Annotated in this window: 28 protein-coding genes, 1 tRNA gene and 1 pseudogene; 6 read left to right on the forward strand and 24 right to left on the reverse strand. The window is 36.2% G+C overall.

What is annotated here, in order from left to right; translation table 11 throughout:
• Positions 1–170 precede the first annotated feature (170 nt).
• The 8 genes from BGI23_RS21660 to BGI23_RS21700 all read right to left on the reverse strand — a co-directional run bounded on the left by BGI23_RS21660 (position 171) and on the right by BGI23_RS21700 (position 6,541).
• A complete protein-coding gene (locus BGI23_RS21660) occupies positions 171–356 on the reverse strand; it encodes a hypothetical protein (RefSeq protein WP_000044632.1) in 186 nt (61 codons plus the stop codon).
• Between the two features lie 472 nt (positions 357–828).
• Positions 829–902: transfer RNA gene (locus BGI23_RS21665), tRNA-Gly, on the reverse strand.
• 109 nt (positions 903–1,011) lie between these two features.
• Positions 1,012–1,515 carry a metallophosphoesterase gene (locus BGI23_RS21675; RefSeq protein ID WP_070806893.1) on the reverse strand — a complete coding sequence of 168 codons (504 nt, stop codon included), beginning with the start codon at positions 1,513–1,515 and terminating at the stop codon, positions 1,012–1,014.
• 13 nt (positions 1,516–1,528) lie between these two features.
• Positions 1,529–2,137, reverse strand: coding sequence for an XTP/dITP diphosphatase (locus BGI23_RS21680; RefSeq protein WP_000815935.1), 609 nt, complete (start codon positions 2,135–2,137; stop codon positions 1,529–1,531).
• Positions 2,138–2,148: 11 nt separating this feature from the next.
• Positions 2,149–2,886: a ribonuclease PH gene (gene rph, locus BGI23_RS21685; RefSeq protein ID WP_070806894.1), complete on the reverse strand. Its 738-nt coding sequence runs from the start codon at positions 2,884–2,886 to the stop codon at positions 2,149–2,151.
• Positions 2,887–3,014: 128 nt separating this feature from the next.
• Positions 3,015–4,064: a spore germination protein GerM gene (gerM, locus tag BGI23_RS21690; RefSeq protein ID WP_070806895.1), complete on the reverse strand. Its 1,050-nt coding sequence runs from the start codon at positions 4,062–4,064 to the stop codon at positions 3,015–3,017.
• 131 nt (positions 4,065–4,195) lie between these two features.
• A complete protein-coding gene (gene racE / locus BGI23_RS21695) occupies positions 4,196–5,005 on the reverse strand; it encodes a glutamate racemase (protein ID WP_000773996.1) in 810 nt (269 codons plus the stop codon).
• Positions 5,006–5,215: 210 nt separating this feature from the next.
• Entirely contained in the window at positions 5,216–6,541 is a 1,326-nt protein-coding gene (locus tag BGI23_RS21700; protein ID WP_000513875.1) for an MFS transporter, read from the reverse strand.
• 360 nt (positions 6,542–6,901) lie between these two features.
• Here BGI23_RS21700 and BGI23_RS21705 point away from each other — a divergent pair, with 360 nt between their 5' ends.
• The gene (locus tag BGI23_RS21705) at positions 6,902–7,591 is read left to right on the forward strand and encodes a type 1 glutamine amidotransferase domain-containing protein (RefSeq protein ID WP_048551044.1); all 690 of its coding nucleotides are present in this window, start codon (positions 6,902–6,904) and stop codon (positions 7,589–7,591) included.
• A 43-nt stretch (positions 7,592–7,634) separates the two neighbouring features.
• Here BGI23_RS21705 and BGI23_RS21710 read toward each other — a convergent pair whose 3' ends face one another.
• From BGI23_RS21710 to BGI23_RS21740, 7 genes and pseudogenes are all read right to left on the reverse strand, one after another.
• Complete coding sequence (locus tag BGI23_RS21710; RefSeq protein WP_001233032.1) at positions 7,635–8,273, reverse strand: TetR/AcrR family transcriptional regulator; 639 nt, start codon at positions 8,271–8,273, stop codon at positions 7,635–7,637.
• 155 nt (positions 8,274–8,428) lie between these two features.
• Positions 8,429–9,091, reverse strand: coding sequence for a type 1 glutamine amidotransferase domain-containing protein (locus BGI23_RS21715; protein WP_070806896.1), 663 nt, complete (start codon positions 9,089–9,091; stop codon positions 8,429–8,431).
• 155 nt (positions 9,092–9,246) lie between these two features.
• Positions 9,247–9,534 carry a hypothetical protein gene (locus BGI23_RS21720; protein ID WP_044790607.1) on the reverse strand — a complete coding sequence of 96 codons (288 nt, stop codon included), beginning with the start codon at positions 9,532–9,534 and terminating at the stop codon, positions 9,247–9,249.
• Positions 9,535–9,692: 158 nt separating this feature from the next.
• Entirely contained in the window at positions 9,693–9,917 is a 225-nt protein-coding gene (gene gerE, locus BGI23_RS21725) for a spore germination transcription factor GerE (protein WP_000659484.1), read from the reverse strand.
• 165 nt (positions 9,918–10,082) lie between these two features.
• Positions 10,083–10,451, reverse strand: a pseudogene (locus tag BGI23_RS21730) (purine/pyrimidine permease); the annotation flags it as partial.
• A 289-nt stretch (positions 10,452–10,740) separates the two neighbouring features.
• Positions 10,741–12,096 (reverse strand): RNA-guided endonuclease TnpB family protein, encoded by a 1,356-nt coding sequence (locus BGI23_RS21735; protein WP_070806898.1) that lies wholly within the window; start codon positions 12,094–12,096, stop codon positions 10,741–10,743.
• A 429-nt stretch (positions 12,097–12,525) separates the two neighbouring features.
• On the reverse strand, positions 12,526–13,767 hold the full coding sequence (locus tag BGI23_RS21740; protein ID WP_070806899.1) for an amidohydrolase family protein: 1,242 nt from the start codon (positions 13,765–13,767) through the stop codon (positions 12,526–12,528).
• Positions 13,768–13,947: 180 nt separating this feature from the next.
• Between BGI23_RS21740 and BGI23_RS21745 the strand changes: the two genes are divergently transcribed.
• On the forward strand, positions 13,948–14,133 hold the full coding sequence (locus BGI23_RS21745; protein ID WP_000038792.1) for a PspC domain-containing protein: 186 nt from the start codon (positions 13,948–13,950) through the stop codon (positions 14,131–14,133).
• 65 nt (positions 14,134–14,198) lie between these two features.
• Here the strand turns inward: BGI23_RS21745 and BGI23_RS21750 are convergent, their stop codons facing one another.
• A complete protein-coding gene (locus BGI23_RS21750; protein WP_070806900.1) occupies positions 14,199–14,771 on the reverse strand; it encodes a helix-turn-helix domain-containing protein in 573 nt (190 codons plus the stop codon).
• A gap of 100 nt (positions 14,772–14,871) precedes the next feature.
• Between BGI23_RS21750 and BGI23_RS21755 the strand changes: the two genes are divergently transcribed.
• Positions 14,872–15,837, forward strand: a complete 966-nt coding sequence (locus BGI23_RS21755; protein WP_070806901.1) for a DMT family transporter — start codon at positions 14,872–14,874, stop codon at positions 15,835–15,837.
• Positions 15,838–15,981: 144 nt separating this feature from the next.
• A complete protein-coding gene (locus tag BGI23_RS21760) occupies positions 15,982–16,647 on the forward strand; it encodes an MIP/aquaporin family protein (RefSeq protein ID WP_070806902.1) in 666 nt (221 codons plus the stop codon).
• Positions 16,648–16,706: 59 nt separating this feature from the next.
• Here BGI23_RS21760 and BGI23_RS21765 read toward each other — a convergent pair whose 3' ends face one another.
• The 3 genes from BGI23_RS21765 to BGI23_RS21775 form a co-directional block, all read right to left on the reverse strand.
• Positions 16,707–17,138 (reverse strand): Rrf2 family transcriptional regulator, encoded by a 432-nt coding sequence (locus tag BGI23_RS21765; protein WP_000512998.1) that lies wholly within the window; start codon positions 17,136–17,138, stop codon positions 16,707–16,709.
• A 118-nt stretch (positions 17,139–17,256) separates the two neighbouring features.
• Entirely contained in the window at positions 17,257–18,477 is a 1,221-nt protein-coding gene (locus BGI23_RS21770; RefSeq protein WP_070806903.1) for an ABC transporter permease, read from the reverse strand.
• Positions 18,478–18,479: 2 nt separating this feature from the next.
• Positions 18,480–19,364, reverse strand: coding sequence for an ABC transporter ATP-binding protein (locus tag BGI23_RS21775; protein ID WP_070806904.1), 885 nt, complete (start codon positions 19,362–19,364; stop codon positions 18,480–18,482).
• A 344-nt stretch (positions 19,365–19,708) separates the two neighbouring features.
• Between BGI23_RS21775 and BGI23_RS21780 the strand changes: the two genes are divergently transcribed.
• Positions 19,709–20,536 (forward strand): 5'-nucleotidase, lipoprotein e(P4) family, encoded by an 828-nt coding sequence (locus BGI23_RS21780; protein ID WP_070806905.1) that lies wholly within the window; start codon positions 19,709–19,711, stop codon positions 20,534–20,536.
• Positions 20,537–20,560: 24 nt separating this feature from the next.
• On the opposite strand, the gene motB is transcribed toward BGI23_RS21780, so the two are convergent.
• Positions 20,561–21,349 (reverse strand): flagellar motor protein MotB, encoded by a 789-nt coding sequence (gene motB, locus BGI23_RS21785; protein WP_070806906.1) that lies wholly within the window; start codon positions 21,347–21,349, stop codon positions 20,561–20,563.
• On the reverse strand, positions 21,339–22,133 hold the full coding sequence (motA, locus tag BGI23_RS21790; protein ID WP_000344858.1) for a flagellar motor stator protein MotA: 795 nt from the start codon (positions 22,131–22,133) through the stop codon (positions 21,339–21,341). Before motA ends, motB begins: the two co-directional genes overlap by 11 nt.
• Positions 22,134–22,398: 265 nt before the next feature.
• On the opposite strand from motA, the gene BGI23_RS21795 reads away from it, so the two are divergent.
• Positions 22,399–23,178, forward strand: coding sequence for a M15 family metallopeptidase (locus tag BGI23_RS21795; protein WP_000720208.1), 780 nt, complete (start codon positions 22,399–22,401; stop codon positions 23,176–23,178).
• A gap of 36 nt (positions 23,179–23,214) precedes the next feature.
• On the opposite strand, the gene BGI23_RS21800 is transcribed toward BGI23_RS21795, so the two are convergent.
• The 3 genes from BGI23_RS21800 to sdhA all read right to left on the reverse strand — a co-directional run bounded on the left by BGI23_RS21800 (position 23,215) and on the right by sdhA (position 26,301).
• Positions 23,215–23,661 carry an acyl-CoA thioesterase gene (locus tag BGI23_RS21800; RefSeq protein ID WP_070806907.1) on the reverse strand — a complete coding sequence of 149 codons (447 nt, stop codon included), beginning with the start codon at positions 23,659–23,661 and terminating at the stop codon, positions 23,215–23,217.
• 92 nt (positions 23,662–23,753) lie between these two features.
• Positions 23,754–24,515: a succinate dehydrogenase iron-sulfur subunit gene (gene sdhB, locus BGI23_RS21805; protein ID WP_070806908.1), complete on the reverse strand. Its 762-nt coding sequence runs from the start codon at positions 24,513–24,515 to the stop codon at positions 23,754–23,756.
• Entirely contained in the window at positions 24,508–26,301 is a 1,794-nt protein-coding gene (sdhA, locus tag BGI23_RS21810) for a succinate dehydrogenase flavoprotein subunit (protein ID WP_000676735.1), read from the reverse strand. Before sdhA ends, sdhB begins: the two co-directional genes overlap by 8 nt.
• Between the last annotated feature and the right edge of the window lie 8 nt (positions 26,302–26,309).

Below are 26,309 nucleotides of genomic sequence, written 5' to 3' on the forward strand. Positions count from 1 at the left end.
TTTTTTACTTTGGAGTATATGATAACCTTAATAAAACTTGGAGTAACAGCGAAAAAGTTTGGTACATCGGAGGAACTTTAATTATTAGTGTTATTCTATTAGTTGTACTATATTTTCTGTTTTTGTTTTCTCTGCATAAAAACAAGAAGTTTAATATTATTCTTAAGGTTTTAGTTTCCCTTCAAATCATAAGTAGTGTAATAACGCACAATTATCTCGAGCACTTTGTCGATTGTTAGATTGAACATATAACGATTTTCTGCAATCTCTTTCTTCCGCGGATCACTTTTTAATCTATCGCTAAAAACATTCGTTAAATCTTCGCTAATCGTTAAAGAATCACGTCTTTTTGACATAAAAAAATAAGCCCCCTAACTCGTTAGCGACCGCACATTGTACGATTCAACTTACGAATTAGAGAGCTTATATATTGCGGATTTTGACGTCACCGCAAAGGTTTTGTTAGCGTCCCAGGAGAGATTCGAACTCCCGACCGACGGCTTAGCTTACCACCATAGCTTTCGCTACCAGCAATTACTGTTTGTAGTCTGGACTATATCTTCACCATTTCAGGTGCGACACGTGTAGTCTCTACGGAACCTCACGATGATTTTCATCATACTTCAGAGTCTTTACCATTAAGTTTCACTTAATCATTCAAAACTCCTTAATCTTTTTCAAGATCGTAAGTTTCCTCGGTATTACCATCAGCCGAACTGTTAAGGCTTCACCGATATAGTGTCGTCCACTTTATAGGTTCTTGTTTCCCTATAAAGGCTCCTATTTTTCTTGAAGGCCGTTGCTCTATCCTGCTGAGCTACTGGGACATGGAGCGGGTGAAGAGAATCGAACTCTCGACCAGAGCTTGGAAGGCTCTTGTTTTACCACTAAACTACACCCGCATATGTTATTTTATTTTCATTCGTTAGCGCCGTTGCCCTATCGACAATATTTATTATATGTATAACCATACATAAAGTCAACACCTTTTTTAAAAGAGGATAATTTTTCTTATCCTCTTTTAAAAACTGCTTGTTCAACTAGCTGTCCGTCTAGTGTTTCAAAACGAACTTCCATTTGATTTTCATCCATTTCTAATAAAGCAAATGTTTTTTCTACACGCTGACGCGGTAATAAAATACTGCCTGGATTAATAAATAAAACGCCGTCGATTAATTCCGCACCTAATACGTGAGAGTGTCCGAAGCATGCAACTTGCGCCCCTACCTCTTCAGCATGGTACGCTAATGTTTGTAACGTCATTTTCACGTTATGACGATGTCCGTGCACAACTATAAAACGAACACCATCTACATCAGTTACAATTTCATCTTGAAAGTTAGCATAATCACAATTCCCTTTTACAACATGGAAACTTTGCAACTCTTCATGAGCAGGCGTTAGCTCTGAATCACCGCAATGAATCATGATATCTACTTTCCCTTCATACTTCTCTTTTAACTGCTGTAATTCCTTCACAGAGCTATGACTATCGCTTACGATTAAAGCTTTCATCAATCTCTCTCCCTTATTCTCCTAAAAACCATTCAGGGATTTTTTCTTCTAGCTTACGTAGAGCACGTCCGCGGTGACTAATAGCATTTTTCTCATCTGAACTTAGTTCGGCCATCGCTTTTTTATATTCTTCCACATAAAAAATCGGATCATATCCGAAGCCGTTTTCCCCGCGGCGTTGTTCTAAAATAAACCCTTCGCACGTCCCATTTACAATGACAGGCTTTTTATCCCCTTCAGGGAAAGCCACTGCTAATGCACAGTAGAAACGAGCTTTACGCTTTTCAAACGCTACGTCATTTAATTCTTGTAAAACTTTATCAATATTTGCTTGATCATCTTTCGGCTCTCCAGCAAAACGCGCTGAATACACACCTGGTTTCCCGTTTAAAGCATCTACAATAAGACCTGAATCATCCGCAATTACAATTGCATTCAATTGTCTACTCAAACTGTCCGCTTTTAAGATTGCATTTTCTTCAAATGTTTCACCAGTTTCTTCGACTTCTTCAATATGAGGAAAATCGTGTAATGATTTCACTTCTAAATCAAATCGCTCAAATAACTCAGCAAATTCACGTACTTTCCCCATATTTTTTGTCGCTACAACAACTTGTTTCATTTTTTCCACCTCTACTCTATATGAGATACGATGTCACCTAACGCTTCTTTTTGCATATCAATCAGTTGGAAAATGCCTTGTTCTGCAGCATCAAGTAATTCATTTAACTGCGCTCTACTAAACGTCGCTTCTTCTCCAGTTCCTTGCACTTCAACGAACTGACCTTTTCCAGTCATAATTACGTTCATATCAACGTCTGCTTTAGAATCTTCTGCATAGTTTAAATCTAAAACAACACCTTGTTCTTCAACAATTCCTACTGACGTTGCTGCTAAATAATCTTTTACTGGAATTTTAGATACTTTTTCTGCTTGTAATAATTTCTCAAACGCTAATACCATTGCTACATATGCACCTGTAATAGAAGCTGTTCTCGTTCCACCATCCGCTTGAATAACATCACAATCAATCCAAACCGTTCTCTCACCAAGCGCTTCTAAGTCCACTACCGCACGTAATGCTCGTCCAATTAAGCGCTGGATTTCCATTGTACGTCCTGTTACTTTCCCTTTACTTGACTCCCTAATTGTACGTTGTTCTGTCGCACGTGGAATCATCGCATATTCAGCTGTTACCCAGCCCTTACCTTCTCCACGCATAAAAGGCGGGACACGCCCTTCAATTGTCGCTGAGCAAATTACTTTTGTATCCCCAACCTCAATTAACACTGATCCTTCTGGATGTTTTAAATAATTCGTATGAATATGTATATGGCGTAATTCTGTTTTTTCTCTACCATCTACTCGCATAAAAATAACCTCCTCATAACTACTTGTTAGTATAGCCAAATTTAAATGTATGATATGTATACAATAAAAGAAGGGGAACCCAAAAAGCAATTCCCCTTTCTTACTTAAGTATATCAAATTATTGGCGATTAAAAACTACCTGTATTCACGTTTTCTGGACGATCTACAGGTTTTATTAACTTTCCGCCCTTTTCATCTATAAGATTCGCTTTACCATTTACTTCAATAGAAACGCTTTTCACGCCTTTCTTTTCTGTTAAAGATAAAACTAACGACTTCAATACGTAATTTGAAATCATATTTTTATCTGGGTTTATAAATATATTTTCATTAAAGTTTAATGTAAGATTTCCATCTTGTAATTTCGGATTCGTAATGAGCTTAACTCCTGGATTGAAATCGTTCAGAAGAGATTGATGAATCGGCCCTTTTACAAGTTCATCTACAATTGCTGCATAATCATTTTCTTTTCCTTCTACAACGCGGCGTGTTACTGGTACGTAGTATTGCTGTTTATTATTATTTTGTGCCATAAAATAAAGTGTTACTGGTTTTGTATTTGTTACATCCGCTACTTGCTCATCATCGAAGTTAATACCGTTCGCACGGCTCACCCCTTCACCAAGCGGTGTACCACCAACAGGCATCTTCGCTAATTTTTCACCATTTATTTGGAACTGCACTTGTTTTATTTCTTTAAATTGCGTCAACGTCCATGCAATAGATTCAACGATTTGACGTTCTTCCTCTTTTGCATAGTTTTTCATTTCTTTAGAAAAATCAATGACTGCCGTCCCATCTTTTTTCAAGTTTAGGGTCATCGATGTATTCGCCGGAATGACTGCACGGAACCCATTCGGTAACAAATTCGTTACCGGTCCATCTTTCACAAGGTACTCTAACGTTTGCTGAATAACCTCATTTGCTTTCGGAGTAGGTATAGCTAACGTTTGCGGTACAACATAGCCATTTTTATCAACAAGGTATAGTTCTCTATTCACCGTTTGTCCTTGCTTATCTTTCTTAGATACTTCTTTCTTTTCACCTTCTGTATACGTAACTTGTTTTGGCGGATCAATTTGCTCCGTTGCTTTCTCTTGATTTATAAAGCCACACCCTGTTAGTAAAACAGCGCTCACAGTAGCACCAACAACCCATTTAAAAGTGGATTTAGGCATGCCATTCCCCCCTAAAATCTAAGTTTGTACTATTATGTATACGAGCTGTTTCATGTTTTAGAACAAGCTGTGCTCCCTATAAACAAAAAAACTCCTGATTTCTCAGGAGTTCACTTATATGCATTCTATTATTATTCTTTTTCTAAATAAATATGTTTCACATTTTCAATCGGTTGACCGAACCATTTTGATGCAATTTCTTTAAATAGACCTATTTTCCCTGTTGTTAAGAAGAGATGATCACTTTGTTCCTCTCCCTCATTCAACATTTTACTATGGTATAAAATAGTACTTACTTCACGCGCCGTTTCATCACCAGAACTAATGAGTTGCACTTTATCTCCCATTACTTGTTTAATAACAGGACCTAAAATTGGATAATGTGTACAGCCTAAAATAAGCGTATCAATATCAGTGTTTTTCAGCGGTTGCAACGTTTCTCTTACAACTTCATACGCCATTTCACTTTCGAAATTACCGCTCTCTACAAGCTCAACAAAAGGTGGACACGCTAAACTTTCTACCATAACACGATTATTAATAGACTTTAACGCTTCTTCGTATGCACCACTTTTCACCGTTCCAATCGTTCCAATAATCCCAACATGATACGTGTTTGTCATTTTTAAAGCTGTACGTGATCCTGGGTGAATAACTCCTACCACTGGAATTGGTAATTGTTTCTGCATCTCTTCTAATACAACTGCAGTTGCTGTATTGCATGCAATAACTAACATTTTGATATTTAAATCTAGTAAATGCTCCGTCATTTCCCACGTAAATTGGCGCACTTCTTCTCGAGAACGTGGACCATAAGGGCAACGTGCTGTATCCCCTAAATATATAATGCGCTCTTTCGGCAACTGACGAATTAATTCCTTCGCTACTGTTAAGCCGCCAACTCCTGAATCGATAACACCGATTGCTCTATTCAACTTCATCACCCGTTTTCTCATTCATCATCTTATTTTATCATTATATTTTACACACTTTAAGTTCGCGCACTTAAACTGCTTCTGTATGAAAATTTTCATTTGTACCTGTATAGACTAGGACCTTTTTTATTTTGCTCCTTTTTTTCATAATTTGCAAGACAGAAAAATAACCGACCTTCTATAGGAAAGTCGGTTTCTTCTATATAAAGTACATATTTAATGCTCCATCTTTTTTCGGAAAGAAGACATTCCTATTAATAAGAAGAAATGAGCAGAAATTAACATGACGATTAAAATAAAGTTAAAACGATAACTATTTGTGGATTCCATAATTTTGCTCGCTACAGCTGGTCCAAATGCCATGCCGAAAAAGTTAATTAAATTATATAAACCAAGACCGACTCCAACTTTAGCTACATGTAATGTTTTCGGTATAAATGTGTTCAATGATACTTGAATGGCAGAATAACTCATAAACGTTAAAATAATCGCCAATACAATAACGACTATACTTCCATTCGGAATAAACCCTAAAATTAAAAAGCCAACAATCATAATGACAGACGCTACATAAATCATATTCACATTTCCAAACGAAGGGATAATCTTTCCAGTAATAAAACTAGACACAATACCGAAAAGTGATGCAACAAATAATACAATTCCGATAATAAACGGCGACAATCCGTGTACTCTTCCTAACAGTAATGGCAATAATAATAAATTAGCACATAACGCCACATTAATTATAAATCCGACTGTTATTAAACGAAGAAATGCTTTGTTCGAAAACAACTCAATATCGATAAATGGGTGCTCCGCTTTCTTCATACGAACCGTGAATAAAAATAAGGAAATTATCGATAACACAAATAGCCAACTATTCATATTAACACCTACCAAAACAGTCGTAATAAATACAAATAGTAACGCCGCTCCAATGTAATCAAAATAAAACACTTCATCCGTATGATGCGCTTCTCCTGGCATAAATTTTATAAGCAAGAAAATCCCCAATACTGAGATAATCATAAATAAAAATAAATATGGCCACCCTAGTGTATTTGTAATAGCCCCACCAACTAAAGGACCAATACCAACCGCTAACGCAATAGAAGAACTAATCATCGCTAAAGCACCAGGCTTCTTAGCAGGAGCAACTAATTTTGCTACCGCAATCATACTAAGCGCAATAAACGCCGCGCCCCCACTCGCCTGCACTAATCTTGCAAAAATGACAATCGCATATGATTGATTTACAAATCCAATAATAGAACCCGCTACAAATATGATGATTGAAATAATTAATAGTTTTTTCACACTATAACGATCAGCCAGTTTCCCATATATCATCGAACCAATACCGACAACTAAGGAGTAACCTACTACAACCCAACTTACTTTCGATTGACTAATGGATAAATCATGAGCCATATCCTCTAACGCAACATTAAATAAAACCGCATTCACCGGTCCTAATAAAACGATAAAACATAATGTGAAAACAAACCATTTTGAATGGTTACTTATATCTTTCCCCATGTGTAACACCTCTCCTGATTGTAGTAACTGTAAATGAAAATAAAGTTGTTTAGCGCTTCTATCGCTGCTAAACAACTTCATCAAATGTACACATTTATCGCGCGACAAATTGAATTCGAAACGAAACATGTACGTTGTTCGATATTCATGGAACTATCATAGTTTCAGCATTCCAGTTTGTCAACGAAAAATATACAAAGTGAACTAATTTAGTGTTTTTAGTTTACTTTGTTTAAAAATTGTTATACACTAATTTCGAATCCGATATAAGGAGGGCTGACATGGTTATTCAAATTTGCAATTTCTAACTTAATAAAATAATAAACTTTTATATAGAAGAAACATTACAGGAGGATTATGATGAAGAAAAAAATGTTAGTTGTATTAACGAGCGTTGAAAAATATCCAAATTTAAATCGAGCTACTGGCCTTTGGCTTGGTGAAGCTGTTCATTTCGTTAAAAAAGTTGAAGAAGCTGGTTACGAAGTAGATTATGTTAGCCCACAAGGTGGTTATACACCGATTGATCCGCACAGTTTAGCAATGGCGGAGAGCATCGATTGGGAATGGTATCAAAAGAAAGAATTTATGAATCGCCTCGGTTCTACAATGAAACCGAGTGAGGTGAATCCAGAAGACTATGCTGTTATTTATTACGCAGGTGGTCACGGTGTGATTTGGGACTTCCCTGAAAATAAAGAACTCCAAATGATTAGCCGTAGCATTTATGAAAATGGCGGAATTGTTTCCTCTGTTTGTCACGGAGCTGCTGGTTTATTTCATATTACATTAAGTAATGGGGAACGTTTAATTAGCGGTAAAAAAGTAACAGGATTCTCAAATGAAGAGGAAAAACTAGCTGAATTAGATCAATTCGTTCCATTTTTAACAGAAGATGAACTTATTAAAAATGGAGGACTTTACGAAAAAGCTACACAGCCTTGGGAAGCTTTCGCTGTAGAAGATAGTCGTGTTATCACTGGTCAAAACCCAGCTTCAGGTGGTCCAGTAGCTGAATTAGTATTACAACACTTAAAAAAGAACATGTAATAAAAAAAGCAGATTTTCCATTCATATAGGAAAATCTGCTTTTTTACGAAATCATTTGCAAAATAGCAATAACTTCTTTTTCAATTTCCGAATCATCAATTGCTTCTATATACTCTGGTTTAAAAAGTTGATACTTCTTTAGTTGATAAAAATCAAGTATCGCTTTCTTTAACGTAATATCGTACTGAATACAAAAAGAATGATCTATAATACGTCTTAACATCACATCATCTTGCACCATAAATAATTGTGCGTTCATTTTATTAAAGTAGCCTTGCTCCATACCAGCTTCAAAAAACATTTGCAAATTATGATTACGATTTTGTTGTGCAGCGACTAACTGATCAGATAAGTGCGGATATGCCTCTTTCAAATCTTGTAAAAAGACATCTGAAATATACGTCACACATTTTAAAGAGTGAATAAACGTCTTTTGGAAACGTTCTGCAAAAGACATACTTTCATCTTGATTATACGCATCTCCTTCAAGAAGGTAGTTCATAAAATCTTCTACCACAGCTTCAATAATTTCATCTTTTGAAGAAAAACGTTTATATAAAGTAGCTTTACTAATATCCATATACTTCGCAATTTCATCTATTTTCAATTGACTAAAACTCGTTTTTCTAATAACAGGCTTTATTTTATTAATATAAGTGTTTGCACACGCAACTTTTCTCATTAAAAGAGCCTCCCCTTTTGTCCATACAAAATAGTATAGCAAATTCGCGATTAATTATAAATGAAGTCACTATACTCAATACATCTTTTTAGTTTAAGGGGTCATTTATACTATAGAAAAATGCCCGCTACCTTTATGAGTAACGAGCACTTTTTCTATAATTTATTTACAGCTCTCCTTATAGCTTTCCCTATTTCCATACTAGACTGCGGGTTTTGCCCTGTAATTAAACGCCCATCTACTACGACGTGCGGCGTGAAATTTGGAGCAACATAAAACAAAGCCCCTTCTTCTTTCAATTTATTTTCTAACAAAAACGGCACTCGCTTTTCTAAATGTACAGCTTTTTCCTCATCATTTGTATAACCTGTTATATGCTTACCCGCACTAAAAAACGAGCCGTCCTTATTTTTCACACCGACTAAAGAACTTACTCCGTGACAAACAGCGGCTACAATCCGGTTATTGTTGTACATATTCTCAATTAAATTTGCAACATATGGATTACCTGGAAAATCTACAATTGCCCCGTGCCCACCACCAAATAAAACCGCATCATAATCCGAAAAATGAACCGTTGAGATCGACTTCGTATTTTGCAATAAAGAAGCGACATGCTTAAATTCACGAGGTATCCCGTTCGGAATAGACACTCTATCAATAGGTACTTTACCGCCCTTTATCGACACAATATCAACATCGAACTTAGCCTTTTTAAATACATGATACGGAGATGCGAGCTCTTCCAGCCACAAACCAGTCGGGTGTCCATTCATATCATGAGCGCTTGTTGAAACTAACAATATCCTTTTCAACATACCCCCCTCCTTACTACCTATTTATGTATGGAGTGTTCTTATCATTCATATAGCAAGCGAAAAAACGATAACAATAAGCTGACCTTTTGTAAAAAGTGAGCTTATTGTTATCGTTTGAATTCTTTCATACGAAGATGTTCACAACTGTATAGCTTTTATCTCCAACGCCACGCAATTGTTGTATCCTCCATATGAATAGCAGGTATATCAATCCCTAAATGCCGCTGAGCATCCTCATCAAAAATAGACCAATTTTCTTCATATAAAAATTCAGGGTCTATGCTTTCAAAATCAAATGCACTATCTTCGTCTACCATCTCACGAAAATATTTTTGGAACGGTTTACTATTATCGTATAGACGAATTGTTCCATACATCCATGGCATATCTCCAAAAACATCTTTAATTTCACCTATCTCCATATCTTTAAAATACAACTTCATATTTGCACCTTCTTATCCATGAATGACAAGGACACCTCATCATATTTTAAAATAGTTATTTTTAACATATCTTCCCCCTCACAGTCTGAGATACCTTTTTTAAGTTCAAAATATAAACAGAAAAATAGCCGACTCTCTTATAAAAGTCGGCTTTCTTTTTATAACTCGAGCTCTCCCATGCGAAGAAGCTCAACAACTGCTTGTGAACGTCCTTTAACCCCTAGCTTTTGCATTGCGTTTGAGATGTGGTTACGAACTGTCTTTTCACTGATAAAAAGTTCACCTGCAATTTCTTTCGTTGTTTTATCTTGAACCAGTAATTCAAATACTTCTCTCTCTCTCTTTGTGAGTAAAGGTTTAGATTGATACGCTTTTTCCTTCAACTGGTATAACCCTCCTTGCTTAAGCCAGAGCTGTGTATGTGTAAGTTGGGTGTTTATTTAGTCAAGATATTGTATGAACGAAATGTGCGGGTGGTGAATGAAAATGGGCTTTATTTCACATGTTATTTTAGACTTTTATACAGTGCGTTCACTCTTTATATCCACTTACTTTTCGGTACGCCATATTTGTTCTAGTAATATGCTGACAACTGTACCTACGAACAAACCATTTCCAAATATATATTGTATGACAGACGGCAAGGACTGGAGCGCTCCAGACGGTAAAAACATAACGCCGCTACCAAATAATACTGCAACGCCTAAAATTGTTACATTCCTTTCATTAAGCTCCACTTGTTTTATATTATTGAATCCAATTCCAATTAGCTGTACGAATGAAGCCATTAAAACCGCAGATGCGGCGGCCGATGGTAAAGATGCTAAGTAACGGATAATACTTGGAAACAGCGACATTACGACTAATAACATACATGCTAGTAAGAACGATTGTATATATTTTTGTTTCGTTAAACGTGTCAAACACCCCCACTGAGTTGAAACGTTTCAGTGGGGGCTTGAGTTAGAACGCTAGGTCTTTTCATCTATGACTAGACAGTTTGACGCTCTAGCATTCATGCCGCCTTACGGTAACACCCCAAGTAAGTTTTTGGTTGGTACTGGCATCAAACGATTGTTTTCCCACTTGCACCACCCTTTCGAAAAAGAGCAATTCTTCCTTATGGAAGAAGCCACCACTCAGATGAATCTGGCGTGTGCTACAAGCCCCGACAAGTCGAGTACACATGGATGGTTGACGCACCCACTAAGCTATGCACGAAGCAACAGCCTTACGTTTTTGCACTTCTAATAGAATTGGCGTTTTTACTTTAAGATTTTCATCCAATTGTACCACTCTTGATTTTTCCAACGTATTCAGTGCACCATTAATATCAGCATGGATACATGTTCCTGCTTTACTTTGGTACAGACCACGAGTCATTCGTTTGCCACTAAAGCGATACTGGGTCCTATCATCCTTAGACCAAACTGGAACCGGATCTTTATCCAGAAAACTAGCTTTTGAAGTATAGCTTTCTTCTTGTTTCAAAAATCGGATGCCTTCTTTTTTGCATTTATTCTCAATTGCCGCGATCAGTTTATGAAATGGGATTTGAACAAATTGTTGATTATTCTTTTTCCCCATACCAGATTTTTGTTTCCAACCAGCGTTATACCCTACGACAACCGTATCAATGTTAAATGCTTTCATCTTTTTGAACAACAGGCCTACAGTTTGTGAAATATAACCATTTATTTGTCGTTCTCGTTTATGCCAAAGTGCAGCCATTTTGTTCGTTACGACGCGTTTTGAAATTCCATTTTCTATATTTTTTTGCTGTAAATTACGTATCTTTTTGTTGAAGTACTGGTTAATAGATTTTAATTTCTTCCCATCCATTAAAAATGCATCACCTGTATTCGTTACACAACTTACTAATCTATCTACACCTAAATCGCAACTCAAAGCATTACTCGTGGTCGTAGATTGTTTCTTCATTTGAGATACGTGCATTTCATATGTGTAATGCACCTCAAAGAACCGACCTTTTTGCTTCGGTACAATCTCAATGTAGGAGATTTTTTTATTTCTTAAGTTCTTTGGCATACGTATTTTAATGGAACCGAATTTTTTTCTGAATGCAACACTCATTGGAATCACCCAATACCCGTTCTCATCCACTTTTGGAACTTGATAGATTTCAATAATTCGTTTGTCAGTCGAACGAGAATAATTCGGAAACTTAGGACGACCTGTGAAGGTTTCAGGTTTTTTCTTCCATTGTTCCAATGCCTTAAAAAAGCTTTTTACTTCTGTAAATAAGGCTCTACGAATAGCCTGCACAGAGTTTGATTGAATGCCCCAGTAGTTCATATCGGCTTGCATAACAGTGTCCACTTCTTTTACAGTAGCTATCTTGTTATGATTCAAGTAACTTTGTTTAATCATATACAATCCAACATTTCGCAACGCTTTTGAACTATGTGACATACGTTGCAGTAAACGAAATTCTTTAGCCGTGAGACAAGCTCGTCCGATATTTTGTTTCTGCGTGAATCGTTGCATAGTTTCTCTTTTCTTTTGTTTGCGTAATACTTTCACTACTTTCTTTCTAGCCATTTTTTCACCACCTTTCTTAGAGAGTTCATTAAAATTACTTTTGACAAATTAATATTTAGAAAGAAATGGAACAAGAACATATTCTTCATCGTAATTCCTTTTGGATCAAGTAGCGGAATGATAATCATTATCTAATTTCGTTGTCTTGCAATCTATCCCCCCCTTATCTACACTATATCGTAAGACAAAAAAAACAAACATTCGCCTCAAAAATTATTATGAGCGAAACAAAAGAGTTCAGCCTACCTTCTTGCCGAAAAGGATAAAAATATCAACCATTGCAAAGTTCCCATAATATGATTTTGATTATGTTGATTGTCCAAATTTTTCATCCTTCCTAGTAACCTATAAGAAATATATTTCAAACATAAAAAAGAAGAGTTCTATACTCACAATTAGAACCCTCCTCAAAACATTTAAACGATTCTTTTACACAAGATTATTTAATTTAACCTCACTTAAACTTCCAACAACAATATTCCCTTTATGCACGACTAAACGCTTCTCTGTTTGACGCGCTACCGCTTCAGCAGTACATGTTGCATTCGTCAAAACAAAACTCGCTTCATCTCCTACATTCGGCCATGCTCGCTTCCCATCATCGTTTAACGTTTCTTTTCCTCCCGTAATAAAGCGAAGTGCTTTTCCTAAAGACCTTTCATCACTCCATCCGAAACGTTCCGCTAATCGATTTGCCTTTTGCAGCATATCACCCGTTCCAAACGGTGACCAATGATCAGTAATACTATCATTTCCTAACGAAACTTTCATACCTTTTTTATCTAATAAAGGAATTGGGATTACTTGTTTCCCAATTGGCACCGTTGAAGTGATATCGATATGTAAAGCAGCTAGTCTTTCTGCCACTTCTTCAGCTTCTTTATCCGTAACATCACCAAGTCCAAGTGCATGACTAATCGTTACGCGACCTTGCCATCCCACTTCTTCTGTTAAACTTGCTAATCTCTTCATCGTAAACGTCCCAAGATTATTCGCATCATGCAGATGAATATCAACATCCGCATTAAATTCAACCGCGATATCCATAATTGTATGTAATGATTTTTCAATATCATTATCCACTGTAGCTGGATCCACTCCACCAACTAGATGCGCACCCATACGCATCGCATCTTTCACAAGTTGCACAGAATTACTGCGCAATAATCCATGTTGCGGAAAAGCAACAATTCTACTAGAAACCTGATCTTTATATGTTTCCAACGCCGCTAACGTCGCCTCCAAATTACCAAGCCCAATAATCGGATCAACATTACAATGCGTTCTTATATTCGTCGCACCATTTCGGAGCAATAACGCTAGCATATTTTCCGCCCTATCTTGAGCAGTTGCTAGTTGCTTTGGCAAAATCTTTTCTTCTTCTTTCAAACGTGTAAAGATACTTTCTGCTGGCATACAAGCTTTCCACTGGCCACTATAATAGGTTTTATCAATATGAATATGCATCTCTTCAAAAGCCGGTAAAATTAATAAGCGATTGGCATCAAGAATGAGTACTCCTTCCTCTTGAACAGCCCCAGCTATAATTTTTTTTATTCGACCATCCTCAATAAGTAAACTACATAATTCTGTTTCTGTTCGGGAAATTATCCCCTCTTCATATGTATATCCCGATTCAAGCATTACATTAGTCAACCAATATACTGCCATCTCTATTTCCCCACCCTTTATTAAAAGTTACCTCTTACCATAATTTTAATATCAACTGAAAATTAAGACAATTAATATGTCTGTTCCTAAAAAAAATGTCATACAACCTCATAGTCTTCTCATAAATTTCCATATAGAATAGAAGTATATAGTTTACTATAAAAAGGAGTTGATCGTAATATGTCAAAAAAATTATATAAATCCGAGACTGATAAAATGTTATTTGGTGTATGTGGTGGTTTAGGAGAATATTTTGATATTAGCTCTACTCTTATTCGCATACTTTGGGTTATTGCTATTTTATGTTTTGGGACTGGTTTTTTAGTTTATTTCATTTGTTTATTACTTATGCCGCGTTCGTACTAGTGACATTATGCATATACTTAATGGAAATATAAAAAATCACCTATAGCATTCTATAGGTGATTTTTTCACGAAGAATATTTCATCGTTAAATGTAATACTGCCACTTCATCTTCTTCATTCTTATAACTATGTTTCTTATTCGCTTCAAATTGAATCGAGTCAAACTCATTTAATTCGTATACATCACTTTCTACTTGAATCGATACTTTCCCTTTCATTACCGTTACAAGCTCAATAGCACCTTCATGATGAGCTTCTGGTTCATATATACTATTCGATCGTAAACAAGCACGGTGCATTTCCATCTCCGTTTCTTTCGTATAACGGAACATCGTTTCTAGATGCCATGCTTGTCCTACATCTACTGCAAATCCTTCTCCGCAGCGCGCAACCGCTACAGGTTCTCCAACAACCATCAATCTCGATAAGGGAATCGATAACCCTTTCGTTATTTTCCAAATGACAGCTAACGTCGGATTCGTTTCGCCTCTTTCAATCTTTCCTAATGTTAATTTACTAACCCCTGTTTTTTGAGCTAATTCTTCTAAACTTAATTTTTGTTCATTTCGAATTTGTCTTAATAGCTGACCTACTTGCTGAATGACTTCTTTCGTTTGCATATCTTCATGTTCTTTCATCTATAAAACCACCTTAAAATATAAAATAGTTTACTTTCATCTATATAAAGTATATTATACTATACATAATTATTAAATTCCGAAAGGAGTGCCATACTTCATGCGCGCAATTTTATTAGGCCTTTTATCATCAGCCTTTTTTTCCGCAACTTTTATTATTAATCGAGCGATGAATGTATCTGGAACGAGCTGGGCTTGGACAGCTTCCTTCCGTTTTTTATTTGCTCTCCCTATTTTATTCCTTATCGTTTTATTTCGCAAAAACTTAAGGGGGTTATGGGAAGAATTAAAGAACCATCCATTGGCTTGGATCGGGTGGGGGTCTGTTGCTGGTATTGGTTTCTATTCTTTATTAAGTTTTGCAGCTGTCTTTTCTCCAGCTTGGCTCGTTGCTGGAACTTGGCAAGTTACGATATTAGCAGGTTTACTACTATCACCACTATTTTTCGTTAAAATAGAAACAAAATCAGGTACGAAACTTGTACGCGGCAAAATTCCACTTCGTAGTTTATATGTCGCATTATTTATTTTACTTGGTGTAATTTGTATGCAAGCAACTGCTGCAGGTCACATTACAATAACTCAGTTCATTTCAGGTTTTTTACCTGTCGTGTTAGCTGCTTTCTTATATCCGTTCGGTAATCGAAAAATGATGGAACTTGTCGGCGGGCGTCTTGATACATTCCAACGTGTATTAGGCATGGCAATAGGCAGTCTTCCTATAACCATTTTACTTGGTATATACGGATTTTCTACTACGGGTATTCCAACATCAAGCCAAATGCTGCAAGGATTTTTGTTAGCATTATGTTCTGGCGTTATAGCGACAATGACATTTTTCTTTGCTACTGACTTAGCCAAAGATAATCTCGCTCTGCTTGGAGCTGTTGAAGCAACACAAGCTGGAACGATGGTCTTTACCGTGCTTGGCGAAATTGTTTTCTTGAATGGTTCATTTCCCGGCGGGCTTTCCCTACTTGGAATGATTATTATTATGTTAGGAATGGTTGCAAATAGCATTTTAAACCGTTCTGTTCCAGTCGTTAAACAGAAAAAAACAGCATAAAAAAGAGTATGGTTCTATGAACAAAGAACCATACTCTTTTTTTATTGTCCCCCTATTTCGCCTTATCAGAATAGTATTTCATTGGCTGTTTATACTAAAACCTATGTTATAATACGTTTCATGCGCAATAATAGGAGGTAAATTATGTTAAAAAAAGCAATCGCTGAATTTATTGGTACATTTGTACTAGTATTATTCGGAACTGGAGTAGCTGTCATTGGCGGCGGAATTGAAGGAATTGGGACATTAGGAATCGCTATGGCTTTCGGTCTATCTATTGTGGCTATGGCATATAGCATCGGAACAATTTCTGGATGTCACATTAACCCAGCAGTATCAGTAGCTATGTTCATCAATAAAAGAATGAACGCTATGGAACTTTGTTATTATGTATTAGCTCAAATTTTAGGTGGTTTATTAGGAACTGCAACATTGGTAACAATTTTACAATCCGCTAAAACACCTTTAGATAATTTAGGACAAAATGGTTTTGGAACTCTTGGTTTATCTGGAGCATTTCTAGTTGAATTTATTTTAACTTTCGTATTCATTTTAGTAATCGTCGCTGTAACAGGTAAAAAAGGAAGTTCTTCTCTAGCAGGATTAGTAATTGGTTTCACATTAGTTTTAGTTCACTTATTAGGTATTCCGTTAACTGGAACTTCTGTTAACCCAGCTCGTAGTATCGCCCCAGCTTTATTCGCTGGCGGAGAAGCCCTTTCTCAACTATGGGTATTCATCATCGCACCAATTCTTGGTGGTATCGTAGCAGCTATCGTAGGTAAATTCATTTTAAATACTGAAAAATAGAATTTTCAATATTTCTGAATAAAAAAAGGCGAGCCCTCATTATGAGGATGCTCGCTTTTTTACTCTTTCATTTTAGACTTTAAATTTGTAACTAGTTGATCTACCGTTACATTTGCAAGTACGTTTTCCATCGCTTCTTGTGCTTGCATTAAAATAATTTCTAATACTGATTGAATATTAGCTCCTACTGGACATTCAATGTTGGGATTTTCATGGAAGGAAAATAGCTGTCCTTCTTCTACAACTTCCACTGCTTTATATACATCAAGTAATGTAATTTCTTCTAAATCACGAGCAAGTGTCGTACCACCTTTACCAGCTTGTACATCAACAAGTCCTGCTCTCTTCAACATTCCTGTAATGCGACGAATCACAACTGGATTTGTATTCACACTACCGGCAATCCATTCAGAGGTACAGCGAGAGTTTCGATCTATCGCAAGTAATGTCAGCATATGAACACCTACCGTAAAACGACTACTAATTCCCATCTGCACACCCTCCTTTTTATTCATTCTATTAAAAGACGACTCTTATTATTATATACTATTTTTAATTTATACATAAAGAAAAAGCATGATTTCATTAGGAAATCATGCTTTTCTCTCATTATTGACGCTTTATAAATTTCGCTAAGTCTTTAAATTTCACTTTGTCTGAGTAATTCATTACACCATTTACATAAATGCGGCTTGTTAGCATATTGACGATAACAATAGTCACCAATAAAATGACTAACGTCACAATAATTTCTACAGTGCCCGCTTCACCAGATACAAGTCTTGAAAAAGTAACCATAGGTGTAAAGAATGGAATATATGAACTAACTATAGCTAATGTACTATTTGGATCAAATAATGATTTAAGACTAATAAAAAATGCCGCCATACCTAACATTGTAATTGGGAACGAAAGAGATTGCACATCCTCAATTTTTGATACAACAGCACCAACCGCTGCATATAGCATTGCGTATAGTAAGTAACCCGTAACAAAATACACAAAAAACATACTAATTACTACAGCATCCAATTTAGAAAAATCTAGTGTAAGTCCTATTAAGGATGCATTATCTAAATCCACCCACCCTAATAAATTTGGTACAAGAAAACCGAAAGAAGCAATAACAAGTAATAGTAAAGCACTAGAAACAATTGCTAAAATTTTGGCATGTAGCATTGTTAATGGTTTTACTTTTGGAAGCATTAACTCCATAACACGAGATGATTTTTCAGATGCCACAGTTGTTCCAATTGCAGCACCAAAGATAACAATAAACATATATAAAGCAAACGAGAAAACATAACCAATTCCAAAGGAAGATGCATGATCCTTTACTGCCTCTTGCTTTAACGGAATTTCCATCTGTAACTGTTTGGCTACTTCTGCAGATACATTATTTTTTTCGATCATTACCGCTGTATACTGTTCTTTTAAATAACTCGCCATAAGTGTAGCAGTTGATTGACTTGGAAAACCACTATACATATACGTCACTTCTGGAATACCATTCTTTTCTGTAATACGGAATAAACCGTCTAAATCCCCATCTTCTACTTGCTTACGTAACTTATTAAACTTATCCTTATTTTCTACCGTTACTTTAGCAGACGGGAGTAACTTTGTTACATCACTTTCTTGCACTTTATACGTATCACTTTCTGTTACTACAGCAAATTTATCTTTTCCTTTATCGTTATCAGCTGTGAAATGATTAAAGGCAAAAAGGCCAAACACAACTAAAAACAAAATCGCACTCGTAATTAATGATTTTTTAGATAAAAATGCTTCTCTAAAATAAAATGAAAATACGTGAGAAAATTTACGCATTGTTATTTCGCCCTCTCTACAAAGATTTCGTTTAACGTCGGCTCTAACATTTTAAATTGTCGTAAGGTAATACCTTGTTCTTGTAATTGTTGTAAAATGTTTAGAGCTTCTGCATCATCTTGTACTCGCACATAAAGAAGGCCTTGTTGTTTTTCATACGATACATGTAAAGATTCTAATCCCTTCTCATTCTCTTCTGTATCTTCAATCGTTAAATTACGGAAACCATATTGTTTTTTAATATCACTTAATTGGCCTTTTACGACTGCTTCACCTTTTTTCAAAATACATACATGTTGGCAAAAAGCCTCTACTTGTTCCATACGATGACTAGATAAAATAATTGTCTTTCCGCTCTGTACTTGTTCTTCAATAATGCTAGCTAACATTCCAGCATTCACTGGATCCAGTCCGCTAAATGGCTCATCTAAAATGAGAAGTTCTGGATTATGAAGAAGAGCAGCAATTAATTGAATTTTTTGCTGGTTCCCTTTTGAAAGCTCTCCTGCTGTTTTAAATTTATATTCTGGTATCGCTAATCGATCTAACCAATGATCAATAGCAAGATCTACTTCTTTTTTCGTCATTCCTTCTAATCTACCAAAATATCGCAACTGGTCTATTACTCTACTTTTTGTATATAAACCTCTTTCTTCTGGTAAGTATCCTATCGTTACCCCACTAGTCCCAAATGGTTTTCCATCCCATGTAATAGAGCCTTCATTAGGCGTTAATAGTCCGAGAAGCATTTTGATTGTCGTTGTTTTTCCTGCACCGTTTCGTCCAAGCAATCCTAACACTTCACCTTTTGGTAATGAAATTTGCAAGCTGTTAACAGCTTTTGATTCCCCAAATTGTTTCGTTAAGTTTTGAATTTGTAAACTCAAAGTATAAAGCCTCCCCTTTAGTATCATTCATACTCTCTTTCAAAGACTATGTTTATTCAGGATAAAATATAGCACTACACTCCATCCTCTTATTATGTAGCATTTCTCTAATCCATCATTTGTTTCATTTAGTTAAAATTGTAAATAAAATCACGTGATTTGTCAATTATAATTGTCATTTCGACAATTAAACTTGTCAAAATAATTCCCATCATTTTTTCTCATCTTTCTAATATAGGACATACTACTATATATACAAAAGACAATATGCAAATGTTCATACAAAAAATATTATTTTTCGATATATAATATTAACTGATTTTCTAACATCAAGGAGGGTACATATGAAGATGAAGAGGGGCATTACCACTTTATTATCTGTAGCGGTTCTATCTACATCGCTTGTAGCATGTTCAGGAACACAAGAGAAAACAGTGGCGAAAGAAGAGAAAGTAAAATTAACAGACCAGCAATTAATGGCTGATTTATGGTATCAAACAGCCGGTGAAACGAAAGCACTGTACTACCAAGGATACAATATCGGTCAATTGAAACTTGATGCAGCTCTTGCAAAAGGAACCGAGAAAAAACCCGCTATCGTACTTGATTTAGATGAAACTGTTTTAGATAACAGTCCTCATCAAGCAATGAGCGTAAAAACAGGAAAAGGCTATCCGTATAAATGGGATGATTGGATTAATAAGGCTGAAGCTGAGGCCCTTCCAGGTGCAATTGATTTCTTAAAATATACAGAGTCTAAAGGTGTAGATATTTACTACATCTCAAATCGTAAAACAAACCAACTAGATGCAACAATTAAAAACCTTGAGCGTGTAGGCGCTCCTCAAGCAACGAAAGAACATATATTACTACAAGATCCGAAAGAAAAAGGAAAAGAAAAACGCCGTGAACTCGTTTCTCAAACACATGATATCGTTTTATTCTTCGGTGATAACTTATCTGACTTCACTGGTTTTGATGGAAAGTCTGTAAAAGATCGCAATCAAGCAGTAGCAGATTCAAAAGCACAATTTGGTGAGAAATTTATTATTTTCCCTAATCCGATGTATGGTGATTGGGAAGGCGCTTTATATGATTATGATTTCAAAAAATCAGATGTAGAAAAAGATAAAATCCGCCGTGACAACTTAAAATCATTTGATGCAAAATAAAGAGGATGGCATTCGCCATCCTCTTTATTTTGCTTTCTCTGTTAAAGGCAAGATAAACACTTCTACACGCCTATTTTTCGCCTTTCCTTCTTGTGTATCATTTGGAGCAATTGAACGGTATTCTCCGTAACCAATTGCACTAAATTTTTCTGGTTGTAATTCTTTATTTTGGAGTAATACTTGCATAAAATTAACTGCCCGCTGCGTACTTAGTTCCCAATTTGATGCAAATTGGGAATTTGCAATAGGGACATTATCTGTATGACCAGATACTGTAATTTCACGAGGTGACGCTGAAACAAGTAAACTAGACATCTCTTTTGCAATCCCTAGTGATTCTAACTTCACATCTGCTTTTCCGGAATCAAACAGTACATTCTCTAATATTGTCACCATTAATCCCTTTTCAGTTAATTTAGTTTGAAAAGAAGAGGATAATTGTTTCTCATTAATATATTGATCAATCTTTTTTTGTAATGCTTTCAATTCATCCATTTCTTTTTTTTCTTTTTCTCTAGCTTCTTCTTGTTTTTTTGCTTGTTCTGCCTCAAGGCTACTTGCTGATAATTCCTTTTCATCATTTGGCTTCTGATCACTTAAAAACTCTTTATTTCCTGTTCCACCTGCTAATTCGCTTCGAAACGCTACTGCCATCTGTTTAAACTTCGCTGCATCTATACTACTCATTGCGAATAAAACGATAAACAGTGCAAATAACAACGTTAACATATCAGAATATGGAATTAACCACGTTTCATCGATATGTTCCTCATGTTTTTTCTTTTTGCCTCTTCTATTTTTCTTACTCCGCATTTTTCTCTGCTCCTTTTTCTAGCTTTTTACGCTCAGTCGCAGATAGTGAACCTAAAATGCGGTTCTTCATAATAAACGGATATGTACCTTCTTGTAACATTAATAAACAATCAATAATTAAACGCTTTTTTTCGATTTCAGCTGCAGATTTTTGTTTTAACTTATTAGCAAATGGATGCCATAATACATAACCTGAAAAAATACCAAAAATCGTCGCAATAAACGCACCTGAAATAGCATGTCCTAACTTTTCAATATCAGTTAAATTACCAAGTGCAGCTACAAGACCGATAACAGCACCTAAAACCCCTAATGTTGGTGCATATGTACCAGCTTGAGAAAAAATTGCAGCTCCCTTTGCATGCCTTTCCTCAATTGCTTCTAATTCAGCTTCTAAAATCTGTTCTAAATCTTCTGCAGATACGCCATCAATTACAAATTTCATACCACGTAAAAGAAATTCATCTTGAATTTTGTCTAATTGTTGCTCTAAAGACAAAATACCGTATTTTCTACTTTCTGATGTCCAATGAACAAATAATTCTAGCAACTGTTCATAACTTAAATCCTTTTTATTTGAACCAAAAAGAACTTTAAATAATTTTGGAACTCTTTTTAGTTGATTCATCGGAAAGGCTATACATACTGCAGCAAATGTACCGATAAAAATAATTAATGCTGCAGCAGGATTCAATAAGGCTGTTACGTCAGCGCCCTTGACGACCATCCCTACTACCACTGCTACAAATCCTAAAATAAGTCCAATAATTGTTGCAAAATCCATTCCCATTCACTCCTAGTCTATACAAGAAGTTCTTTATTCTCGATAATCGCTACATCTTCTTATGTATATATATTACATAAAAAATTCATTTCATGAAAGATAAGAAATGAATTAAATGAAAAAATACTACAATTTCACACATTTTCTGACATTTTCTTTGCATTTCTATTACGTTACGACTCTTATATTTCTTTTTCATTAAACTAGACTTATAATAAGAAACGATACACATTTTATTAAGAAAGGACTGTGATTACAAGGCATCATGAAAAAGATAATTATTATTTCTGCCACTACTATTGTAATCGGTATCACTTCTTTCGCTTACTTTAGTTCTAAATCACCACTACAAAATAATGCGAAAGCTGTCGAAAGTCAACAGCATAGTAACCACCAAAAAGAAGAGATTCCTGCTTTTCCAAAAGCTGATCATAATGCAAAGAAGCTAGACAATGATTTTTCCGTTGTAACAAATCCAGAGTCTAATCTTGTATTAGTTAATAAACATCGAAAACTACCAGACGGATACACACCTGAAGACTTAACGAGACCAAACGTACCATTTACTAGTCCAAAAGATAAAGAAAAAACATTGCTGCGCAAAGATGCTGCAGATGCGCTGGAAAGTATGTTTGAAGCGGCAAAGAAAGAAGGACTTGAACTTACAGCTGTATCTGGTTATCGTTCATACAAACGCCAAAAATCATTACATGATACATACGTTAGACGCCAAGGAAAAGCTGAGGCGGATTCAGTAAGTGCCATTCCCGGTACGAGTGAACATCAAACTGGTTTAGCAATGGATATTAGTTCAAAATCTGCTAAATTCCAATTAGAGCCTATTTTTGGAGAGACAAACGAAGGTAAATGGGTTGCAAAACATGCTCATGAATTTGGCTTTGTCATTCGTTATTTAGAAGATAAAACAGAAACAACAGAATACTCATATGAACCGTGGCATTTGCGCTACGTTGGAAATCCATACGCTACATACATATATAAACATCATTTAACATTAGAAGAGGCGCTGGAAGACAAAAAATAAGAGAGCAATTTGCTCTCTTATTTTTCTTTCACTCTATTATTGTAGTAATTTTTTCTTCCACTCTTCAGGCCACGGTTCGCCTCTTCCCGTTTTTTTCGATGCTTGAACCATCATTCCACGACCAACTAAGCAAACTTCTTCTTCTGCATTCTTCACCATATAATGTAAATCTAATGAAGAATTCCCAACTGATCCCGCCTTTACATACACCTTCAACTGTTCATCAAAATATATTTGTTTAATAAAATTACATTGTAAATCCGCAACAACAATCATCGTTTCTGAAGATTCATGCGTCCATTCTTGCATAAATCCAAGTTCTTTAAACAATGCGATACGCGCTTCTTCAAAATAGGTGAAGGCAACGACATTATTTACATGTCCAAACATATCTACTTCACCAAAACGAACCTTTACAGGATTGTAAAACGAAAAACCACTTTCCCATTGCTCAAAGTCTTCAATATAAGAAATCCTCTTCATTGTTCCCTCTCCTTTTCACTTTGAAATAAACAGAATAAACAGAAAAATATAGTTATAAATATTGCCCCTTCGAAATGAAGAGGCAATATTTTTTAATAGTTATTGTCGCTACCAAAGAAATCTTTGAACGATTGAATTGTTGTATCACGGTTTAACGCCGCAATTGAAGTTGTTAATGGAATCCCCTTTGGACATGATTGCACACAGTTTTGAGAGTTACCACAGTTTGCAAGTCCTCCATCACCCATAATTGCACGTAAGCGATCTGCTTTATGCATTTCACCCGTTGGATGTGAGTTAAATAAACGAGCTTGTGATAACGGTGCTGGTCCAATAAAGTCCGATTTACTATTTACGTTTGGACATGATTCTAAGCAAACACCACATGTCATACATTTTGAAAGCTCATAAGCCCATTGACGTTTCTTCTCTGGCATTCTTGGTCCTGGTCCTAAGTCATACGTACCATCAATTGGAATCCAAGCTTTAACACGTTTTAGAGCATTAAACATGCGACTACGGTCAACTTGTAAGTCACGAACAACCGGGAATGTCTTCATCGGTTTTAAGCGAATTGGTTGTTCTAATTGATCGATAAGCGCTGTACATGATTGACGTGGTTTTCCGTTAATCACCATCGAACATGCACCACATACTTCCTCTAAACAGTTCATATCCCATGCAATCGGAGTTGTTTTGTTTCCTTTTGAATCAATAGGATTACGACGAATTTCCATAAGCGCCGAAATAATATTCATATTCGGACGATACGGAATTTCAAACTCTTGGTCAAACGCTTGCGCATCTGGTCCGTCTTGTCTCGTAATGATGAGGCGGATTGTTTTCTCAGACATGTTGTTTATCCCCCTTCTCTTCACTCTTAGCAGCTACATCGTGTTTTGAAGAATAATCACGTTTACGTGGTTTAATTAATGAAATATCCACGTCTTCGTAATGGAATGCCGGTGCATTTCCTTCTCCTTCAAATTTCGCCATCGTAGTTTTTAAGAAGTTTGCATCATCACGATTTGGGAATTCAGGTTTGTAATGCGCCCCACGACTCTCATTACGGTTATATGCGCCAATTGTAATAACACGTGCTAATTCAAACATATTTGCAAGTTGGCGTGTAAATGAAGCACCTTGGTTGCTCCATCTCGCTGTATCGTTAATGTTAATACGTTTGTAGCGAGCCATTAACTCTTCAATTTTTGCATCTGTTTCTAATAATTTTTTATTTTCACGAACTACTGTAACGTTATCTGTCATCCATTCTCCAAGCTCTTTATGAAGAACATACGCATTTTCGTTACCATCGAGCGTTAAAATATTGTTAAATTTCTCTGTTTCGATTAATTCATTTTGTTCATACACAGTAGATGAAACAGCATCTGATGATTTAGAAAGACCTTTCATATATTCAATTGCATTTGGTCCTGCTACCATACCACCGTAAATTGCTGATAATAGTGAATTCGCGCCAAGACGGTTACCACCGTGCATAGAATAATCACACTCACCTGCTGCAAATAAACCTGGAATGCTTGTCATCTGCTTATAATCAACCCATAGCCCGCCCATTGAATAGTGAACAGCTGGGAAGATTTTCATTGGTAGTTTACGAGGATCGTCACCTGTAAATTTCTCATAGATTTCAATAATTCCACCAAGTTTAATATCTAGTTCTTTCGGATCTTTATGAGAAAGATCTAAGTACACCATGTTTTCACCGTTAATACCTAGTTTTTGCTCTACGCAAACATCAAAGATTTCACGCGTTGCGATATCACGAGGTACAAGGTTTCCGTAAGCCGGATATTTTTCTTCTAAGAAGTACCATGGTTTACCATCTTTATATGTCCAAACACGTCCACCTTCACCACGTGCAGATTCACTCATCAGACGTAATTTATCGTCTCCAGGAATTGCCGTTGGGTGAATTTGAATGAACTCACCGTTTGCATAATATGCGCCTTGTTGATATACAGCAGAAGCTGCTGTACCTGTATTAATAATAGAGTTAGTTGATTTTCCGAAAATGATACCAGGGCCCCCTGTTGCCATAATCACGGCATCAGCTCGGAAACTTCTAATCTCCATAGTTTGTAAGTCTTGTGCAACGATTCCTCGGCACACACCTTCATCATCAATAACAGCTCGTAAGAAATCCCAACCTTCATATTTCGTTACAAGTCCTGCTACTTCGTGACGACGTACTTGCTCATCTAATGCGTATAGTAATTGCTGTCCAGTTGTTGCACCAGCAAATGCTGTACGGTGATGTTGAGTTCCACCAAAACGACGGAAATCAAGAAGTCCTTCTTCCGTACGGTTGAACATAACACCCATACGGTCCATTAAATGAATGATACCAGGTGCTGCTTCACACATTGCTTTAACTGGTGGTTGGTTCGCTAAGAAGTCCCCACCATAAATTGTATCGTCAAAGTGGATCCATGGAGAATCCCCTTCACCTTTCGTATTTACGGCACCGTTAATTCCACCTTGGGCACATACAGAATGCGAACGTTTTACTGGTACTAAAGAGAACAGTTCAACATTTACTCCTGCTTCCGCCGCTTTAATCGTTGCCATTAAGCCAGCCAAGCCACCGCCGACTACTATAAGTTTCCCTTTCATGCTCTCCC

The sequence above is a fragment of the Bacillus sp. ABP14 genome (assembly GCF_001831375.1).
In the GTDB taxonomy this organism is placed as follows: domain Bacteria; phylum Bacillota; class Bacilli; order Bacillales; family Bacillaceae_G; genus Bacillus_A; species Bacillus_A paranthracis.

Bases quoted from the DNA above. Each gene is read 5' to 3' on its own strand.
- BGI23_RS21735 (WP_070806898.1), bottom strand. From the start codon at position 12,096: ATGGCTAGAAAGAAAGTAGTGAAAGTATTACGCAAACAAAAGAAAAGA.
- BGI23_RS21720 (WP_044790607.1), bottom strand. From the start codon at position 9,534: ATGAAGTTGTATTTTAAAGATATGGAGATAGGTGAAATTAAAGATGTT.
- BGI23_RS21750 (WP_070806900.1), bottom strand. From the start codon at position 14,771: ATGAAAGAACATGAAGATATGCAAACGAAAGAAGTCATTCAGCAAGTA.
- sdhB (WP_070806908.1), bottom strand. From the start codon at position 24,515: ATGTCTGAGAAAACAATCCGCCTCATCATTACGAGACAAGACGGACCA.
- BGI23_RS21660 (WP_000044632.1), bottom strand. From the start codon at position 356: ATGTCAAAAAGACGTGATTCTTTAACGATTAGCGAAGATTTAACGAAT.
- BGI23_RS21765 (WP_000512998.1), bottom strand. From the start codon at position 17,138: ATGGGAATTAGTAGTCGTTTTACGGTAGGTGTTCATATGCTGACATTA.
- BGI23_RS21675 (WP_070806893.1), bottom strand. From the start codon at position 1,515: ATGAAAGCTTTAATCGTAAGCGATAGTCATAGCTCTGTGAAGGAATTA.
- BGI23_RS21700 (WP_000513875.1), bottom strand. From the start codon at position 6,541: ATGGGGAAAGATATAAGTAACCATTCAAAATGGTTTGTTTTCACATTA.
- sdhA (WP_000676735.1), bottom strand. From the start codon at position 26,301: ATGAAAGGGAAACTTATAGTAGTCGGCGGTGGCTTGGCTGGCTTAATG.
- BGI23_RS21710 (WP_001233032.1), bottom strand. From the start codon at position 8,273: ATGAGAAAAGTTGCGTGTGCAAACACTTATATTAATAAAATAAAGCCT.
- BGI23_RS21800 (WP_070806907.1), bottom strand. From the start codon at position 23,661: ATGAAGAGGATTTCTTATATTGAAGACTTTGAGCAATGGGAAAGTGGT.
- racE (WP_000773996.1), bottom strand. From the start codon at position 5,005: ATGAAGTTGAATAGAGCAATCGGTGTTATCGATTCAGGAGTTGGCGGC.
- BGI23_RS21770 (WP_070806903.1), bottom strand. From the start codon at position 18,477: ATGCGTAAATTTTCTCACGTATTTTCATTTTATTTTAGAGAAGCATTT.
- rph (WP_070806894.1), bottom strand. From the start codon at position 2,886: ATGCGAGTAGATGGTAGAGAAAAAACAGAATTACGCCATATACATATT.
- BGI23_RS21740 (WP_070806899.1), bottom strand. From the start codon at position 13,767: ATGGCAGTATATTGGTTGACTAATGTAATGCTTGAATCGGGATATACA.
- BGI23_RS21715 (WP_070806896.1), bottom strand. From the start codon at position 9,091: ATGTTGAAAAGGATATTGTTAGTTTCAACAAGCGCTCATGATATGAAT.
- motB (WP_070806906.1), bottom strand. From the start codon at position 21,349: ATGCGGAGTAAGAAAAATAGAAGAGGCAAAAAGAAAAAACATGAGGAA.
- gerM (WP_070806895.1), bottom strand. From the start codon at position 4,064: ATGCCTAAATCCACTTTTAAATGGGTTGTTGGTGCTACTGTGAGCGCT.
- BGI23_RS21760 (WP_070806902.1), top strand. From the start codon at position 15,982: ATGTTAAAAAAAGCAATCGCTGAATTTATTGGTACATTTGTACTAGTA.
- BGI23_RS21745 (WP_000038792.1), top strand. From the start codon at position 13,948: ATGTCAAAAAAATTATATAAATCCGAGACTGATAAAATGTTATTTGGT.
- BGI23_RS21755 (WP_070806901.1), top strand. From the start codon at position 14,872: ATGCGCGCAATTTTATTAGGCCTTTTATCATCAGCCTTTTTTTCCGCA.
- motA (WP_000344858.1), bottom strand. From the start codon at position 22,133: ATGGATTTTGCAACAATTATTGGACTTATTTTAGGATTTGTAGCAGTG.
- BGI23_RS21780 (WP_070806905.1), top strand. From the start codon at position 19,709: ATGAAGATGAAGAGGGGCATTACCACTTTATTATCTGTAGCGGTTCTA.
- BGI23_RS21795 (WP_000720208.1), top strand. From the start codon at position 22,399: ATGAAAAAGATAATTATTATTTCTGCCACTACTATTGTAATCGGTATC.
- BGI23_RS21705 (WP_048551044.1), top strand. From the start codon at position 6,902: ATGAAGAAAAAAATGTTAGTTGTATTAACGAGCGTTGAAAAATATCCA.
- BGI23_RS21680 (WP_000815935.1), bottom strand. From the start codon at position 2,137: ATGAAACAAGTTGTTGTAGCGACAAAAAATATGGGGAAAGTACGTGAA.